Source organism: Novosphingobium sp. SG707, from assembly GCF_012275515.1.
Taxonomy (GTDB): domain Bacteria; phylum Pseudomonadota; class Alphaproteobacteria; order Sphingomonadales; family Sphingomonadaceae; genus Novosphingobium.
Map to the genome: position 1 here is coordinate 33,660 of NZ_JAAZQL010000011.1, position 18,230 is coordinate 51,889.

General features: G+C 61.3%; 14 protein-coding genes and 2 pseudogenes. All 16 read right to left on the reverse strand.

Annotation, left to right across the window (positions count from 1 at the left end):
* Positions 1-91: 91 nt before the first annotated feature.
* Positions 92-628: a helix-turn-helix domain-containing protein gene (locus FHW92_RS22155; protein WP_168605470.1), complete on the reverse strand. Its 537-nt coding sequence runs from the start codon at positions 626-628 to the stop codon at positions 92-94.
* Between the two features lie 587 nt (positions 629-1,215).
* On the reverse strand, positions 1,216-2,052 hold the full coding sequence (istB, locus tag FHW92_RS22160) for an IS21-like element helper ATPase IstB (RefSeq protein ID WP_168605471.1): 837 nt from the start codon (positions 2,050-2,052) through the stop codon (positions 1,216-1,218).
* Positions 2,049-3,558, reverse strand: a pseudogene (gene istA, locus FHW92_RS22165) (IS21 family transposase). Before istA ends, istB begins: the two are co-directional and overlap by 4 nt.
* A 200-nt stretch (positions 3,559-3,758) precedes the next feature.
* A pseudogene (locus FHW92_RS22170) lies at positions 3,759-4,117 on the reverse strand (transposase); the annotation flags it as partial.
* 160 nt (positions 4,118-4,277) lie between these two features.
* The gene (locus FHW92_RS22175; RefSeq protein ID WP_168605472.1) at positions 4,278-7,994 is read right to left on the reverse strand and encodes a conjugal transfer protein TraG N-terminal domain-containing protein; all 3,717 of its coding nucleotides are present in this window, start codon (positions 7,992-7,994) and stop codon (positions 4,278-4,280) included.
* A gap of 8 nt (positions 7,995-8,002) precedes the next feature.
* Complete coding sequence (locus tag FHW92_RS22180; RefSeq protein WP_168605473.1) at positions 8,003-9,421, reverse strand: conjugal transfer protein TraH; 1,419 nt, start codon at positions 9,419-9,421, stop codon at positions 8,003-8,005.
* A 253-nt stretch (positions 9,422-9,674) separates the two neighbouring features.
* Positions 9,675-10,253 (reverse strand): conjugal transfer protein TraF, encoded by a 579-nt coding sequence (locus FHW92_RS22185; RefSeq protein ID WP_168605474.1) that lies wholly within the window; start codon positions 10,251-10,253, stop codon positions 9,675-9,677.
* Complete coding sequence (locus FHW92_RS22190) at positions 10,250-11,137, reverse strand: conjugal transfer protein TraF (protein WP_349237736.1); 888 nt, start codon at positions 11,135-11,137, stop codon at positions 10,250-10,252. Before FHW92_RS22190 ends, FHW92_RS22185 begins: the two co-directional genes overlap by 4 nt.
* Positions 11,134-11,730: a S26 family signal peptidase gene (locus tag FHW92_RS22195; RefSeq protein WP_168605475.1), complete on the reverse strand. Its 597-nt coding sequence runs from the start codon at positions 11,728-11,730 to the stop codon at positions 11,134-11,136. Before FHW92_RS22195 ends, FHW92_RS22190 begins: the two co-directional genes overlap by 4 nt.
* A complete protein-coding gene (locus tag FHW92_RS22200) occupies positions 11,702-12,580 on the reverse strand; it encodes a type-F conjugative transfer system pilin assembly protein TrbC (RefSeq protein ID WP_246870362.1) in 879 nt (292 codons plus the stop codon). Before FHW92_RS22200 ends, FHW92_RS22195 begins: the two co-directional genes overlap by 29 nt.
* Positions 12,552-13,646: a conjugal transfer protein TraN gene (traN, locus tag FHW92_RS22205; protein WP_168605476.1), complete on the reverse strand. Its 1,095-nt coding sequence runs from the start codon at positions 13,644-13,646 to the stop codon at positions 12,552-12,554. The genes FHW92_RS22200 and traN overlap by 29 nt, the downstream gene beginning before the upstream one ends.
* Positions 13,643-15,571, reverse strand: a complete 1,929-nt coding sequence (locus FHW92_RS22210; protein WP_168605477.1) for a hypothetical protein — start codon at positions 15,569-15,571, stop codon at positions 13,643-13,645. The genes traN and FHW92_RS22210 overlap by 4 nt, the downstream gene beginning before the upstream one ends.
* Before the next feature lie 313 nt (positions 15,572-15,884).
* Positions 15,885-16,898 (reverse strand): TraU family protein, encoded by a 1,014-nt coding sequence (locus FHW92_RS22215; protein WP_168605478.1) that lies wholly within the window; start codon positions 16,896-16,898, stop codon positions 15,885-15,887.
* Positions 16,895-17,488, reverse strand: coding sequence for a conjugal transfer protein TraW (locus FHW92_RS22220; RefSeq protein ID WP_168605479.1), 594 nt, complete (start codon positions 17,486-17,488; stop codon positions 16,895-16,897). The genes FHW92_RS22215 and FHW92_RS22220 overlap by 4 nt, the downstream gene beginning before the upstream one ends.
* 46 nt (positions 17,489-17,534) lie before the next feature.
* Positions 17,535-17,771, reverse strand: a complete 237-nt coding sequence (locus tag FHW92_RS22225; RefSeq protein ID WP_168605480.1) for a hypothetical protein — start codon at positions 17,769-17,771, stop codon at positions 17,535-17,537.
* Entirely contained in the window at positions 17,768-18,178 is a 411-nt protein-coding gene (locus FHW92_RS22230; protein WP_168605481.1) for a hypothetical protein, read from the reverse strand. Before FHW92_RS22230 ends, FHW92_RS22225 begins: the two co-directional genes overlap by 4 nt.
* Between the last annotated feature and the right edge of the window lie 52 nt (positions 18,179-18,230).

Consider the following 18,230-nt stretch of genomic DNA (forward strand, 5'->3'; position numbering starts at 1 on the left):
GAAGCCGTCCAGGCTTTACAAAGCATGTGAACTGAGGTGGTCCCGCTTTGCTGGACAGGTTTGCGGCGGAGTTAAGCTCAAACCGGTGTCGTCATGCAGCGAGTTTGGTCATCAGACATGGGGGCATGCCCCCCATGATCTGATGTGCCGATGTGCCCATATGCCTCTGCTGGTGTTCTACCGGCGAGCGCGAAATGGGGCCGATGGTGGTTATAGTAGTGAACCAGGCGCGCCGCCGCGCGAGAACGTCGGGCCGCTCCTGCTCGCTGGCGTGCGCCGTTTTTTTTACGGTCATCGAGTGACGATCGAGAAAACGCCAGATCGTGCTCGGGGCGAACACGACACCATGTTCGGAACGGAGCAGTTCGGCCAACTCAACGAGCGTGATGTCCACCTGCGCTTCGATCGCGCCAAGTATGAAGTCGTAATACGCTTCAATCCGCCGCGAACGCATATCGCCGCCTTGAGGCTTAGCCCGCGTCGACCCTGTCTCCTGCCATTCGCGAACCCAGCGGACCGCGCTGGCTACAGCAATGCCAAAGCGCTCGGCTGCCGCGCGTCGTGAGAGCCCCCCATCAACCGCTGCAATCACACGAGAACGCAGATCCTCCGAGATGGACTTCGTCATGCCGCGCTGCCTCCTCATCCAGCAGGCATGATCAATCAAATTTGTACGCACAAGGGAATCCCCAGCGATTCCGTCAGGTCGGATTATGCTCTAGCTCCGCGATGGCGATTTAAATTGGTTTGGTATCAAAAAAATACTGCCGGTAGAAAGCCGCGTCTTGGCGGGGCTTGTAGAGGAGAAACTGCGCTCTCCATCCCGGATAACGTATCACAAATGTGTAATTATCATTAATTTTCAAAGAGAAATCATTTCCTGCAGTGATGGATCGACGATGCTATCAAAAGGTTGACATAAAACTAAAATAGTTTGATATCTAACTATAAGACTCACATGGTGCATGTGATCGAGACTCTTCGCCATGTAGCAACAGTCCGAAAGTCGAGGAGGAGGAAGGCATGAAGAAAAAGCTTTTGATCGAGGGGTCGATGATCGGCCTTCTCTATAGCGGAGCGGCGTCCGCTCAGGTTTGTCAACGGCGGAGCAAAAACCGGCCACTGTGGCGGAGTAAAAGTAGGCCACTGCCGTTGCGGCAGATGCAAAGCAAAGGGCCCCGATCGGGGCCCTTTGCTTTTGGCCGCTTTGAAGTGTCAGTTTTCGTCGGGGGTGGCCTGGTTTTGCTCCGCCCCACCGGCGGTGCGGCGGCGACTGGCTGACTGTTTGAGGCGGTAGCTGTCGCCAATCATGGTCAGGATACTGACGTGGTGTGTCAAACGATCCAGCAATGCGCCAGTTAGGCGCTCGGACCCCAGCACCTGCGTCCAGTCCTCAAACGGCAGGTTGGAGGTGACGATGGTGGAACCGCGTTCGTAGCGTTGGGAGAAGGTCTCGAACAACAGCTCCGCGCCCGTGGGCGAGAGCGGGACGTAACCCAATTCATCGATGATCAGCAGCTTCACAGCAGCCAGTTCGCGCTGCATCTTGAGCAGCCGCTTCTCATCGCGGGCCTCCAGCAACTGGTTCGCCAGCGCGGCGGCGGTGGTGAAGACCACGGTGAAACCCTTCTGGCAGGCGGCCAGCCCCAGGGCGAGTGCCACATGGGTTTTGCCCGTGCCGCTATTGCCCAACGCAATAATGTTCTCGCGCCGCAAGATGTACTCACACCGCGCCAGATCCAGTGCCAGCATCTTGTTGAGGCTGGGAATGGCGGTGAAGTCGAAGGTGTCAAAGCTTTTCACGGCCGGGAACCGGGCGGCGCGGATCCGCCGTTCGACGGTAGGCCGTTCACGGTCAATCAGCTCCAGTTCGATCAGGCGCAGTAAATAGCGGGGATGATCAACACCATCGCGTGCGCATTCACGGGCCACTTTCTCGTATTCGCGCAGGACAGTCGGCAGTTTTAGCTGTTTGAGGTGGTGGTTCAGCAGCACCTGTGGCGCGCCAGCGGTGGTGCCGGTGGGCAGGTTATCATCGGGCACCCGGCTCATGCTGCCATCCCCTCGGAGACGTTGGGGACCAAAGCAGCATAATCAGCCGCCTGCGTGACCTTCACATCCAGCCTGGGCAGATGAGGATAGGTCGCCAGGTCCAGCCTGGCTGGCCGCCGCTCAATCCTGGCCAGCGCGATCTGCTTGACCGCATCAAAGCTGGTAGCGCCCATGTGGATCGCCTGAGTGACCGCATGGGTCACCACCGCCATGGGCATCGCCTCCAGCAGGCGGAGAACCTGGATATATTCGCGCTTGCCCTTGCGGCCCATGCGCCCCTCCAACAATTGCCGCAGGTGGGCGAAGAAATCGGGCAAGGCCCAGTTCTGCAATGCCGCCGCCTGATCGAGAGCATTGGGCTTGGTCTCGATCAGCGCCAGATAATGCAGCGGATCGGCCACAAAATCGCCACTGCCATAGCTGCGCACATGGCGGGCGATCTCTTGTGCGCCGGACAGGATCACCACTTCATCCACGAAGCCCTTCACCACCACGTCCTGGAACCCAAACCTTGTGGGTACCGAGTAATCATTGCCGCGATACCGCACCAGCGCCGTCGATGACACACGGGCACTGCGCTTCTCGCAAGGTTCCAATGACACAGGCGGCAGTGGGCCCAGTGCCGCAATATCGGCGGTCAAGCGCTCGCCGATGGTCTGGGCATGGCGGCCGGCACGTTCACCCTGCCGCGCACGGCAGCGGTTCAAAAGGTCGGCGTTCAGCGCGTCATAGCTCGCCGCCTGCGGCTTGGGCGTCATGAAGTTGCGGCGCGCGTACTTGACCAGCCCCTCGACCTTGCCCTTGTCATTGCCTTTTCCGGGACGGCCAAACCGGTCAGAAAACAGGTAATGGCTGACCAACTCGCTGAAGGCCCGTGTCCGCTCACGCTTGCCATCCCCCAGGATCTTGGCCACCGCAATTGTCGTGTTGTCGTACAGGATCGACTGGGGAATGCCCCCAAAGAAATCGAAGGCCGACACATGCCCGTCCAGAAATGCCTCTGTGGTCTCGCGCGGGAAAGCCTTCACAAAACAGGCATCGGACTGCGGCAAATCCATGCACAGAAAGTGGATCTTCTGCTCCACCCCGCCAATCACACCGACGGCTTCACCGAAGTCCACCTGAGCGTGCCCCGCTGGGTGGGCCAGCGGCACAAATGTCTCGCGGCCACGCACCCGGCTCAGCCGGACATAGTCCTTCACCACCGTGTAGCCGCCGCCATAGCCATGCTCGTCGCGCAGGCGTTCGAAAATCCGCTTCGCCGTATGCTGCTGCTTGACCGGCGCCGTCCGGTCATCTTCTAAAATCGTCAACCACCGGCAGCAAAGGCCCAAGCTTGGGCTTCTCCACTGGCTTCGTACGCGTATAGCCCGGTGGCAGTGAAAACCGGCAAATCTTGCCAATTGTCTCCCGGCTTAACCCAAATACCCGCGCCGCCTCCCGCTGGCTGCGCCCCTGCACAAACACAAACTGCCGAACACTCGCATAAACTTCCACGGCATACATCCTGGCCGCCCTCAAAAGGGCAACCTTACCACTGGCCGGCTTTTACGCCGCCACGCTCAGCACCTCGCTGGCGTTCCAGTGGCTGGCTTTGTCAACGCCGTGCACAGAGCGCATCATTGCTCTAAATGCCGTCGTGGGTAACATTCTCGATGAGGCAACGAAATTGCCTGGGAACATTTTCATTGAGGCAATGCGACATTGGGATCGACACCAATCAGCCCGCAGGCCCGGCGTTGCGAGATCTCGTATTCCCGCAACACCCGCAGCACTGCGTCGCGCCGCTGCCCCGGTGTCGTCAGACTTTTCCCAGCAGATCCTTCAGGATGGCGTTGTCGAGCATGCTGTCCGCCAGCAGCCGCTTCAGCTTGCCGTTCTCGTCCTCAAGCTGGCGCAGGCGGCGGGCGTCGGATACCTCCATCCCGCCGTATTTGGCCTTCAGCTTGTAGAACGTCGCCGCGCTCAGCCCGTGCTTGCGGCAAACCTCCACGGTCGGAAGCCCCGCCTCCTGCTCTTTGATCATCCCGATAATCTGCGCCTCGGTGAAACGGCTCTTCCTCATGCGTCTGCTCCTTCTCGTAGACAGACTCTACATCAGAATGAGGGATCTTTCGGGGGGCAGGTCAAGAGCATTATGGTTGGGCGGAAATCGAGGAATGAGTGGTCGACGCCGTTGAGCAAAATACAGCGCTGATTATTTTTTTGATAATTGACACTTTTCATCAAGGATCACGGCGGCTTTTGAAACTGGAATCTCCATCAGTTGCCCCATTATCCCGATCAAGCGGCGGTCGACCGGACTTGAGCAGTTGAGACTGCTCGACAGATGTTATAGGCCCGGTTCCATCCACAGTACCTCGCCCGGCGTCGGCCTGTTCGAGATACCGGTTGCGCAGTCCGTCGTTTCCCAGAACTTTCTCGCTGAATTCCCTGGAAAAAGCCTCTTCCGGATGCGGTGAGCGGGCAGCCGCTTTCTCTGCTGATGCAATTGCCTCCCGGACATCATAGTTCACAATATCGATTGATGACCGCGCAACAACCGCTGAAATTCCTCGATCCGAAATCTCCGCGCTCAATCTGCCGCTCAAAGAGCCCTTGGCACTGCCTTTGCCATCCGAGCCAACCCCCCGCGTCGCTGAAGCCGTGAGATCACCGGAGATGCTTTGGCTGTTTGCTGTTGAATGCTCTGCGGACCTTGACAGCGATCTTTGCCATCCTGTCTGTACCATGATCGCCATGACGTCGCGTTCAAGCGTATCGGCCACCTGTGGCTTCAGCCGCCAGTGACCCCGGCGATCCATTTCAAACCCGCCCCTGAGCCAGTTTGCCATCATTGCCTGCCCCTGGGCGCCGCTACCAAGAAAATGCTCAATCGTGTCCGGTCCCGCCTGCTTGCCGGCTTCGAACCGAGTGCTGGTGTCACTCCGGCCAGACTGACTGAAACCGGTGCTGCTGGAAACCAGAAGATCGTTGTGGGCAAAGCTGAACCGCGCATGCCCGCCATTGGCGACGGCCCCAAGCTGGTTCTGATTGATCAGCCCGCCGCGCCACATTTCGGCGGCAAGTTGAGGGGTGAGATTGAGGCTGACATCGCCGTTCTGATCCATCGCGATCTGGCGTTTCGACATGGCAATGCCATGGTCTTGCAGTAGGGTTTGAATTCGCGACAGCCGCTCTTTATCGACAATGCCCGTCAGACGTTCATTGCGCGCGCGGTCAGCAATGCCTGTTGCCCCTCCTTCTGCCATGTCGAGCTTGTTTCCGGCGGTGCCTGCCAGCGCGCGGAGGAAGGAATCCAGCCGCGCGGCTTCGCGCACAGACGTACCTTCTGCTGCCGCGCCTTGCGCAAAGCCCGCATTATCAGCCTGACGGCGCTGTTCCCCGATCCGCGCTGAGCTGCGCGTGCCATCCGGCCCGACCTCGCGCTGGGCATCAAGCTTCCCCGATCTTTCAGCAAAATCATAACCGGCTGCCACTCGCGTCCGACCATAGACGCTGCTGCCTTCACGTCGCGCCTCCGCCGTCACGCCATCAGCCGTGCCGACCTGGCTCGCGACATTGTAAGCCTCCAGCGCACGAAAGACCTGCCCCTCGCTGCGTCTTGTGGCATGCGCAAGCTGGCTGACAGCGCTCGAACGTGCTTCGCCCGAAAGCGCGTTGATGAACCCGATACGCCGACTGGTTTCAGTTACGGAAAGGCCAAGCATTGAGGCGGCTTGCCTTTGCCCCTGATTGTGCCCCGTACGATGCGCCTGCTCGGTCGCAATATTGTCGCGCTCGACACTGGCCACGCTTTCGCCCGCATAATCGCGCCTGCCTTCCATTGCGCCGACCTGAATCTGCGCCCCTGTAAGATCGTTGCGCAGCATCTGCTCCTGATCGAAGGCATTGGCGGTCAGCTTGGCAAAAGTCGTATCGGCCGAGGCCTGCGCAATGACGGTCGAGGCCTTGAGGTTCGCATCTCTGGCGGAATAGCCAGTTCGTTCAAAATGCCGCTGGGCGCCAATAAGCATCATGTCATAGGCCCGATTGTCGCCAAACGCTTTCCACTGCACCATGTTTTGCGCAAAGGCGGCAAAGGCCCGTTCTCCCGCTTGCCCTTCGCCGAAGTAACTGGTGCCCAGTTTGCGCAGCGCGTCGCCGTGCGCGAAATTATGGATCGCCGATGTCGCGGCATTGGCGCGAATGGCGTGGGCCGTTGCCGGATCGCTCAGATCACGACCGGCAAGGGCTGGGGCAAGACCGCCCAATTCCCGCGCGGCATCGGCCCGCCCGAGGCCGGAGGCCGCTGTGCCGGGCGCGCCGCCGCCATGCTCGCCCAGCACCGAGCCCGAGGAGGCAAATGCCCGATCCAGCCCAAAACTGCTGCGCTCGCCAAAATCCCCGAAGCTGGAAGCTCCAGAGCGACGCGCCATGGTGCCTGTCGCCGAACCCTGCGCCTCAAGAGCATTGGCATAGCCTTCACTGGTCCCAGCTGTTGCGGCTGCCATGCTGCCCTGGCTTTGAACCTCGAGCGAACCTGAAGTGAAAGCCGTGAACACATTGCCGCTGAAGCGGAACACGGTGAAGACAAAGGCCCCGGCAAGACCGGCCGCGGCGGTGCGGAATGAGCCGAAAATAGCAAGCGCCTTCATCGCTGCCGAAGGCGCCAGAATCCATGTATCAGTCGCGACCTTCGTTGCGTGCAACTCGGCCAGCACCCCCATCGCCCGGCCAAGCGTGAGTTGATAGATCCCGGCATCGATCACGCCCCAAAGCGCTACAAAGACGAACAGACCAAGGGCGAAACTGGCAACCCGAAGGTTGATGGGTGTCAGAATGAACAGCAGCGCGATCGGCAGCATCATGAGCATGATGGCAAAGACGGAAGCTCGAATGCTCGGCAGCCATTCATTGGCCGTCGAAAGCGTCGCCAGACCATTGGACTCGATGGCGCGATTGGCCATTACGCGCGCGGCGGCAGCCGGCGAATCCTCGAACAGGACATCGCCGACTGTCTGGCCAAGAAAGACATTGGTCAGGAACTTCTGACGGCTCATCGACTGATTGAGCATCATGCCGCCCAGCGCATCTATCTGGTGGCGGCACCGGTCACGCTGCGTGGTCTGGGTTACATCAAAGCCGGTGCGCGCGCAGATCTGATCGCTATAGGCGTCGAACAGAGTGGGATCAGCAAGCTTGTCGGCAATATAGGTCCATGCAGCCTGGCAGGACATGGTGGTTCCCGCCTTATCGCTGGCGCTATAGACAGTCGAGAAAGTGGCAGGCCCCGCCATCGCTGAAAAACTTGCGGGCAGGTCGGTCGAGGTACGGAAGAGTTGGTCGTCATCGACGCCATAAGCTGGCGAGACCCGCGCCACCGGATAACATTGCCGGACATAGTCTTTCACCGTCGCGTCGAGAAAGGAATCGACGATGGGGCTGCGCGGCGAGACAGCGTTGAGGAACAGATCGAAACTGTGCCCGCCCGCGCCGAACTCCAGCTTGGCATTGGGATCGCCGGTGTTGTCATCGATCGTCTCGGCCAGCGCGCGTTCCAACAGATTGGTGACACCTGCTACCAGCACGATGAGGTTAGGCACACCGCCGACAGGCTGATAAGCATTGCGGACTCGATCATAGACATGGACGGTGCCGGTGGTGGCGATCATGCCAGCGAACAGACCGATCCCCACGAGCATCTGAAAGCCAAAGGCAACAAGGCCCATGCCGGAACCGCGAATTCCGGCGAGGACGGCTCCGAGCCCAATACCGGCGACAGCGATGATCACCACCAGCGTCTCATAGCGCGGATCGCTGAAGATCAGGGCCACGATCCGGAAAGCATCGATCGTTTCGGAAAAGCCGTCCCAGGTATGATAGCTCGCATCCACCGCCCATGCGGGTGTGGCGATGACCATGCCGAGCAATGCAAGCAGGGTTCGGAGCAATCTGCGCATCAGACACCTCATTGTTTGTGGCTGGCGCCTGCGGCATTGCGGGCATCGTGATCGCGCTCGCGAACCACCCCGGCGTAATTGGCCGAGAGGTTCGCCTGGCTCATGGCGGCCATGTAAGACTGGCGCATCTGCGCGCGCTGGCGCAGCACTTCCTCGCGCAGGTCGCGAAGCTGCTCGATCCCTTTCGAGAGGATCCGCGTCTGGCAGATATTGGCGCTTTCGCTATCGGATGCGCCTGCTGTCGTCGTGCCACGCTCGGCATTCTGGAGCGCGAAGTCGATCGAGCGCGTCAGGTCATTGAGCATCTGATAGGCAAGCGTCAGCGCCACCAACTCATCGGTGTCAGCGATCACACTGTCGATCACGCCCTGCCGCACACCCCATTCGAGCAGGCGGTAGACCGGTAGCGTCCTGACATTGGCGACGAACTGCTTTTCTTCCGCAGAGAGCGCCGAGCGGGTGCGGATCTTGCTGGCAATCGTCTCCATCCTCTCGCGCGCCAGCACGAGCGCACCGCGCCCGGAACCGTTCACGGAACAGTCTGCAGCGGTCGCGGGAATATTGAGCGCCCGCGTGGGCACACGCCCTGTCAGGAAATCATTGGCGCTCTCTGTATCCTGATGCGGGCAGGAGGGGATGGCCGAGAACAGCGGCACTTTGTCACTCGTGTCCCAGCGCATATAGACATCGCCGACCCGGGCACGCATCACCCCGGCCCAGTCCGAGGCGCCGACCCGCGCCGCAGCGTGCTGGAGCAGAGATCCCGTTTTGAAGATGTCCGTGACCTCGGTCGGGCAATTGGCCAGTGCTTCCTTTAAGTCCTCGGTCGGGTTACCCTTGTTCGACTGAATCTTCTCGCGGCTCTGCTGCCAGCTTTTGGCAAAGCCTTCGCGTACCGATTTATAGCCGGTCATCTCCTCGACGATGCCCGACATATTGTCATCACCCTTCGCGATCTGCACCATGCGGTTGGCAAGGCGGCAATCGTTTACCTGGATCGAGTTCAGGAAATTGGTGGCTGCCTCCATCTTCGAAATAATATTGCCCATCTTCTCGTCGAGCGTTTCGAGGAGATACTGGAAGGCGACCGCCGGGGCCGCCTGAAGGATGGTCTCAAGCTTTTGCACCAGATAGTCCGGGTCGAGAAACGACATGCCGCCAAGGAACATGTCGATGCCGCCGCAACCCGCTTTCACCTTGGGCAGGCTCAAGGACATCAAATAATCGTCATGAACATCAACGCGGCCTGACATGCCTCCTGCGGTGACATAGCCGCGGGTCTGGTCGGCAAAGGTGCCGGGCGAGCTATAGGTGACATTGTCGAACCAACTCTCCGCCCAGCTCTGGGCATGGGCCGGCACAGTTGCCCCGCAGGCAGCGAGGATCAGACAAAGCGCGAGGCTGAAACGGCTGGCAATAGGGACCATGACGGGCTTCCTGTTATGGGAAGGCAGGACAGGCGGCCCGTCGCGCGCTTGCCTTGCCGGGTTAAGAGGGGGCAGGGGGCATTGGTACACCCTCTGCGAGGCGACCTGCTGCCATCCCCCGATGGCGCGCCGGTCACAGCAAGTTTGAAGAGCTTGAGATGCTCTTGTAATTTATAAAAATGGCTGGCTAAATTACACATCCAAAAAGGAATTATTGTGCATTTGACTACGCGTTGACGATGCCTGACGCCAGTCATCGGGCAGGGCTCACGATTCCGGTAAATTTTGCCATCGCCCGGACGCCAACAGCAACGCGCACGCCGGTCAGCATTTTTGCGGCCAGATAGGTGTTTCGCGCGAGATTGACGCTATGATCGGTGCCGATGGCGACCGGCACCATGCGATTGAGATCGACGATTGGTCGCACCCATGCAACGGGGTTTCCAACCCAGGGAAGCCCAAGTCGCCCGGAGCGGAGCATGGCCTCCTGCGCGCCAATCGTCCGGACTTGCCAGCCATAGCGCGCTCGTAACGTGAGCAGCTTCCCCCAAAGATCGGCGCAGGCGATGCAGCCGGGCGCCGTGCTCATCTCGATCACGTAAAGCGACGCGTGCCCGCGCAGCACGGCTTCGAAGTCGGGTGGAAAGTCGCGCGTGACCGGAACGCGAGCGAGCCATGCCCGGGCTTCAGCAAGCGTGCCAACCGGATGGATGGCCGCGCGCAAGGCGGCCTCACGGGACATCGGCGGCTGCGCTTTGGCCGATGACGTGAGCAAGGTTCCGGTCAGTAGAAGGCCAGTCCATCCGATGACGAGACTTTCCCGGGGGCTCATGGCTTCCTGCCTCCCCCTGCGATGAAATTGCTTCCGACCACGCGCGGATCGCCTGGCGATACCGGTCCATTGGCGAGGGCATCGAAGAAGCCGTCTTCTTCGCCCGCTCCGGTCAGCCATTGTTCGGGGCGTATGTCGCCAGTGAGCAATTTGATGGCCTGATAAGCCATTTGCAGCAGATTAGGATAAGTCTCGATCCCGGTCGCGATCACCATCCGCTGCTGGCTGCCGCGCCGGATCACCATCGTGGTCGGCGTCACTTCGACGCCGAGGCGCTGGCCAAGGCCGGGGCGCTGTTCGAGATCCATTCGGCTGACCTGCCAGCCCATTTCCTCCTGAAAACGCTGGAGGATTGGCCATTGCACCCGGCAATAGCCGCAGGAGGCCCGGTCGAACATCACCAGCGCGAATTCATTCCCATGCGCGCGCAGATACTGGCGGCGGATATCGTCCTTATGCGCGCCCAGCGCATCGCGCGCCTCGCCGACCAGCGGGTTGGCGGCTCTGGCGTTCAGTTCAGGATGCGCCAGCAGCGCCAGCTGGGTAACGCCGGCAAAGGCGCGGGCCTTGCGCCTTGCAAAATCCTCCAGGCGCCAGAAATCGGCGACCGCATCCACCGTCAGGACGGTTGCTGCATAATCGCGTTGCTGCTCGATCAGTCTGGCGATCCTGGGAGGCGACCATTTGACCAGTTCGGCCATGGGCGGAATGGCGGGTTTGGCAACTGCGTCCATCTCTGCCTTGTCGGGCGATACCAGCTTTGGGGCTTCATACCACCAATAGCCGCGCGCGACGGTGGCGCCCTCGGCAGCGGTGGCAGTCTGGCCCCATGCTGGCGCGGGTGATAGCATCAGACCGATGGAGACGATTGTGCCCAGCCTCACAGCAGTTTCTCCATGCGGGTCAGCCTGTTGATCTCGACCGGCCCATAATAGCGGCTGTCAAAACCATCGGGGGATGCGGAGCCAACGAAGATCATGCCCGCCGGAATGATCTTTGTCGCGGGATGCCAATGGGTGAGGGGCCGTCCGTCCCGGGTCCGAGGCTTGCTGATACCGAGCAGACGGGCGTTGCAGAAATACCAGCCGTCGTAGGTTTCGCCCATGGCGGACGGCTTCTCGACCATGGCGATCCGTTCTCCAGGCAGACAGAGCGCGTATTTGGTGACGCTGACCGGTTTGGGCCCGGCAATCGGATCGGACAGCGTGAAGGAGACGAGGTCGCCGGTTCGGATCTGGTCGGGCGCTTTGTAGATCACGAAGGCATCGATCGAGGGCGTCGCCACTAATGCGAATTGTGGCATAGCCCACCAGACCAGCAGCCCGATCGGCAACACGATCCCGCAAGCCTTGAAGAGCTGCATTGGCTGGGCAGGCTCGCCAAACCCGCCGGCGCCCAGCGCAACCGCTGCGCGAAGCGGCAGGTCTTTGAGTTCCAAGGCGGCGCGTTTACTGGCGCGCCAGATGAGCGAGAGCATCGCGTACCTCCTCTTTACCGCGGAGACGGCGATATTCCTCGAGCAGTCCGGAAAGTGCAGCATCGCCGTAGATGACATGGGCAGCGCCGGGGCTGTTCTCGTCGCGCTCGCAATAGGGCTGTGTGGGATCGCCGGGGATCATCGCCAGCGCGGGGACTTTCGTCACGCCGTGCTGGCGGAAGATGAGCGGATCGACGATGATCTGCACATCGCGCATCGCGCAGGCGGGGCCTTCACAGCCCGGATCGAGCCGCAATACCTGGGCTGACAATTTTGCCATTGGCTCCACTCTGGCCATACCGCCTGGCATGCCGCGAAAGGCCATCACCCCGCCGACGCGAGCCAGACCGGCCGCATAGGTGCGCAGCACTTCGACCGGCATAGCGGAAGACACGAAGAGAACAGGAACCCAGCTTTTTTTGAGGCTTGCGGGAGCGGCACCGGCCAGCGCAATGGCTTCGGGTTGTTCGAGACCTAGCGCCTGCGCTATGCGCTGACTTGCCCTCTCCCGCTCGGCGGCCAGCGCTTGCCGGGCCGCCGCAATATCCATCTCGGCGCGTTTTCCAAGGGCCGGATCGCCCTTTGGGCGGGACAGTCCTTCAAAGGCGCGCCGCTGCAATAGGGGATCTGGTTCGGATCGTGCCGGTATCGCCGGGGCGGGGCCGTCGCTTTGCCGCGCCGCTGTGATCACGCGTTTCAGGCGCTCCATGGCGGCATTGCCTTCGGCTTGCACCTGCCAGCGCGCCTTCTCGGCGGGCGCGGGACTGCCGGCCCAGCCAGGCTTAGGCGCCAGTATCAAGCCGGCAAGGAGCCAGGCGCAGCTATTGGCGGATCGTTTGCTGATAGGCATCGATCTTGTCCTTCATGTCGATCTGGATTTGGGATTGGGCGCGCGCTTCTACCTCCGCGTAATATTCGGTGAGGTCCATTTTCGAGAAATCGAGCGCCTGAAACTCTTCCGGAGTGAGGCCGCGGCAATAGGGCTGTTTGGGCGTTCCCCAGCCCACGGCGTTGAACGATTGAAGCTGCGGTCGGCCCTGTTCCTGAATGATCCTGCCAAGTTTGGTGTTGAAGCAGCAATGGCCGACCGATTTTTGCAGGCAGATGCCGAGGATCTTCGAGCTGCAGTAGCTGCCGACTTCATGGCACATGCCCGAGCCCTTGAGCATGCCGACTTCCATGTCCTGGCTGTCGCAGCCCTGCAGCAGCACCTCGATCATGAAATTGATGGCAAGGCTGATGGCGATGGAGGTCGGATCGAGCCCGACGATGATAGCATTCGCGCCTGCTCCGGCGGCCTGGCTTGCTGTCGCGCCCACCTGAAAGGCTGCATAGGCTGCCTTCATGCCGGTAAACACGCCCTTGGCGATGGCGATCTTGGTCGAGATCGATGAGATCGAGCCGCCCATGCCATCCTTGATGATCTTGCCGCGATCCTTGCAGCAGTTCTGGAAGGTGGTGAGCAGGCCCGCCGGACGGCAGCGCGCGGCGCGGCCCGCAAAGATCTCGATGGATCCGAGGCAATGGCCATCGGCATCGACCGAGCCATCGGCTTCAACGCCCGGATCATCGACGACCGGGTCGGTCTGGATAGGATTGGCGCTGGTGTCGATGCAGGCATTGGGTGAGCAGGAGGCGGGACCTCCGGCAGCAGGCGTGACGCAGGCATATTGGGACCCAAGCGGGCATTGCTGCGCGCCGCCTGGACCGGTGGCGCAAGGCGTTTCTCCGATCGGGCACATCCAGCCTCCACTTGCCGTCAGCTTGCAGCCGGCGGTTTCCCCTTCGTCGGCTGCATCGCCATTGCCGTTAAGATCGGCGGCGCACATCTGCTGGGCGCTGGCAATGCCGGGCATTACAGCCGCGCCGCTGCAAAGCAGGGCCGCAAGGGCAAGGGAAAGCCGACGACCCGTCATCGCACCGTCCTCGTGCAGATGAGGTCGGATCCGCCCAGACGCATCGACTGCATCATCACCACGGCTTCAGGGAAATCGTCGATGCAGCCGCAGCCTTGAACCAGTTCCTCGCCATCGCCGACCGGACAGACATTGTTGTCCTGACACGCATGGTAGAGATAATCCCAGCCCACCGGCGTATTCTGCTTGCTGCCGGTTACGCCATCGAGCGCAGCGGCGGTGTTCCGTTGCGCCTTTCTGGTCTTGCAGACAGGCTCGCAGGCATTGACCGTGCCGCGCTCCGGCAGGGCGAAATTGCGCGTGGTGAGTGAGTAGCTCCCGTCATTCCCGGCTAGTCGGTCAGCCAGCAGCGTTTCGGTCGAATGATCGATTATATAGGCGCCGCGGCTGATGTCGGGATCGGCTATCCCCTTGTCGATCGTGCAGCTGTAGCGCCGGTCCTTTTCGAAGAAGTCGCGCGTCAGTCTAACCGAACAGGTGCTGGCGGTGACAATACGGGTCTGGGCGATCGGTTTGAGCCCGGTGTGGATGCCGTTCAAAACCGTGGTGACGCCATCGACCGTTTCGCCGCTCAGGCTGCAGGCGGCATTGGCGGCATAGCCGACGCAACCATCGACGAGATTTTCCCAGATGCGGCAGCTTGTGTCGAGGGTAGCGTCGATCTGGGCGAAGACTTCGCCATTGCCGCCCACCGCGACCCGCAGCTCGATATCGTGGTCGCCTTTGGTCAGCCATGGTTTGAGATCGAGATTGGCCCAGCCCGACCAGTTGGTCTTGCGATCGCAGCTGGTGGAGGGAACGCCGCTTCCGGACCAATTCGCGGGATCGGCAAAGACAAACTGCCCGTCGATCCAAAGCTGGATCGAGTCGTCGAAACGATATTGGGTGAGCCGCACATCGGTGAGGCGTTCGGGATCGCTGATGCGCAGAGTCATGTGGTAACCAAACAGGCTGCAGCCACCGCCATTGAGACTGTTATCGGCGGGCGACCCCATCATGAAGCTGATCTGATCGCTATTGTTAGCCACCTCGCCATAGCCTCCCGCGATCCGGGAAATGATGTCCTGCTGGGCGGGGCTGGAGAGCGTGATCTGACGCTCGATTTTGCAGGTACGGGTCTCGATGACGCGCGAGGTCGCGGCGGGCGAGGCGGAGAGCATCTGAAAGATCGAACTCGACGCTGCTGCAGAGCTCGCGTCGCCGGCGATGGCGGTCGGGTTGGAACGGTAGGCGACCTGTCCGAGGCTGGCGGAGGAGGCGCAACTGGTGCTTTGCGCTCCGACATAGGCAATGACGGGGCCTTCGATCCTGGCCTGGGTGATGCCGTAGCGCGGATCGCTGGTGGTGAGCGCTGCCACCACGCCGCCGCCAAGATCCTTGAGGACCGTGGGCAGATTGGCCAGCGCCAGCCCGTTGCCGCAACTGTTGTTGATGCAATAGCAGCCGGCCAGATCACTCATGGCAACGGCTTCCAGTTTCGGCGCCTGCGCGGCATCGACCGCCCACCTGTAGAAATGGCAATTGTTCCAGGTGCCCGTGTCGCAAGAAATGACGCCATTGGCGCAGATCCCTGAAACCGGCACCGGCAGGGTGGCGCCGGCATCGAAGGTGCCATCAAGATTGGTGTCCCGGCTGATGCGAACCGCGGTGAGATCACCGCTGGCCGAAGGCTGGGCCAGCACCTCAAGCAAGGTCGCGGTCTTCCGGCAGGCGATATCGGGGGTAAATTGGCGGCTGGCATCGACCGTCGAAACCGGCTGACCGCTCAGGCCCGGCGTCAGGTAGTTGTTGAGCAACGTATCGCTTTCGCCAGATTTGGCGCGCGAGGATTCGGCGGCGACGCGGGCGCGATCTTGCACACTCTGCGCCGCGAGCGGCAGCGGCAGGGTGAGCGCCGCGATCAGCAGGAGAGCCCGGCTTCTCATGGCAGAATCTCCTGCGGGACCACCTGGCGCGAGCCGTTCGCCAGGCGGAGCAGCAGGATCCGATTGTCTGGCGGTGGCAGAATCGCGTGGAACACGGCCTGTCCTTCGAAAACGGTCAGCGTGGCCACAATCGGGCGCCGAGGGGAGAGGAACCCGGCCCTGATGACTGCGGCCACGCCGACCGCCGGAGCGCTCCCATCGGGGGCAATGGGCGCTGCTCCTGCCGCAGGGGAATTGCCGGGGCCAACAGTCTGACGGGTAGGCCATCGGTAGACCGGCTGCATTCCCATGCGGTATGGGGGAAACGATCCGATCATGGCACCGCGATCCCGGCGCAGCAGATCGTTTTTTCAAAAAGCATGAACTGGGCATTGTCCTTGCCCGGCGCGTGTTTGGCGCTGGTCCACAGGGAGCCTGGCCGCCCGACATTGACGCACTGGCCGCCCTTGACCGGTTCCATGAGCTGGAGCTTGTAGCGGCTCTTGGTCCAGATTGGCTGGGGAATGAAGGAGCAGCCATCCGCAGAGCTGATGGTGAGCGAGCCCAGCCGCCCCATCATAAAGATGCCGCGCGCGGCAAGGCCGGCCCAGGCCTCGACGCTGTCGTCGAAATGGATGTCGCCGGCAATCGGATAGGTCGAGCCCCAGGAACCCATGCACCAGAACAGAGGATCGACGACCTTGCCTGCTGCAGCGGCTGCGCTGTCGCTCATACAGGCAAGGCCCGCCGCAGGGTTACCGAAAAGAATGGCTTCGGGCTGGATGATCGCGCTCAGCGTTGCCGATTGCCAGGTCGAGAGCACCTCGGTGATCAGTGCGACATCGAAACCGTCGTCCTCAAAACAGGGAAGGTCGGTGAACATGTCGAGCATCTTCCAGACCGGCGAGATGTAATAATGCATCTGGGCAAACATCTTGCGCGTGTTGGTGCCGTCGGCGATGGAGGACTGGCTGCCCTGCAGCCTGCCATGCGTGGAGAGGATATCGGCGCCGAGCGCCATCATGCAGCCCGGCTCTGTCACCACATCGACCATCCGGTTGGGCGACCAGAAGCTGACCTTGACGCCAAACCAGAACGTCACGCCCTTGCGGCAGGCGCACAAAGGTTTCGAGACCGATTGCGCATCGAGAGCCTTGCCCAGCGGATCATGCGGGCCGATCCTGACCCCGCCGATGGTGATAGGGAAGATGCAGGACCAGCGCACTTTGGTGATCGGATTGAAGATCGTGCCTGCCTCGCATTTGGAGGCGTGGGCGGGCGAGGCAACGGCAAGCGTCAGGCAGGTCGCGGCGAGGGCGAGCGCTTTGGGCAGGGAAAGGCCTTTCATCGGGAAGCCCTCCGTGTGGTTTTTGATGCATCCACTTCGGTCAGCACCAGGTGCTGTCCCGATTGCGCGACGATCACCGGGGCGACGGTCAGACTGAGCCGGGTCTTGATGCGCTCCTCGAGCAGGAAAATCGGGCGTTTCAGCCGCTCGCTGGCCGTAATCGGATCGGTATCGCCGGGGGCACCAGCCGCGATCAGGATGAAGTCGGACGGGCCAGCGTTGCGCATCGCCCAATCGAGTTCAGTGGGATGAACGATCACCAGCCGCTGCGGCAGCGATACATATGCGAGCGGGTTGAAAGTGGTGCCTTTGGCGTAAAGCAGTCGCCCATCAGGCAGCTGAATGTCGGAATCGAGCGTGTAAAAGGGAACCACACTGCGCTCACGGTCGATCCGAGCCTTTCCCAGAGACGCAGGTTTTATGGCCGACCAGCCCGAGCGGGGGCCAAAGGCGGCTTTCATGTCGGGCATATGGGCGCTCCGGCCTTCGATCTCGGTCAGCGCATCCGGCTCGGCGATCGGCCATGTGCGTCCGATGGTGGATGTATCGGCGCGGACGGCCGTCGGCGCCATCAGGGCGGCGAGGAGCATCGCCAGCGCCGAAACCTCACTGCGACGATCAGGGAAGGATGGGGGGCTAGCGCGCATGACGGCGCCTCCACCAGCGCTCACCCGTTTGCGGCTTCTCACCGGCAATGGCGGCGACCAAAGCGGCAAGCGCAAGCAGGCCGGTCACCGCGACCAGCATCCGGAACAGGCCCGGTATGGCAGGCAGATACCAGGCCATCAGCGATTGCATCAGCAGCAAGCCCTGGCTGCCCACGATCAGCCGGATCGGTCTTGGCGCCGGCGTTGAAGAAAAGATGCCGTTCATGGCTTTCCGCCCTCCGCAGCTCGGGTGGCAGGCCATGGCATGCGAACATAGAAGTTCACGGCCATCTGGCTGAAGACCGGCGCCATATAGACCAGGCCGACCCAGACCGCGCAGTCGATAAAGAAGCCGCCAAACCAGATGGCCGGAAAGATCAATGGCGCGACGCCGCAGCAGGTCTGTACAATCGTGCCGACAAGCGGGACGTGTTCGGCGTCACGGAGCATCTTTGCGATGAGGCCATCGGCCACTTCAAGATCACGGTTCAACCGATTGTTCTCGTCTCGCAGGAACCCGACGAGCCGAACAAGATAGTCCTGCGTGCCTTCGCCGGGGTGACGGCAGCATCTGCCGATGAGGGCAAGATCATCGATCAGTGCGGGCGTTATGGTTTTGGTGGTGCCGGTCATTTCGACCTCCACTGACGAAAGCGGGACGCCGCGATGCCGCAGGCCGCCGAAA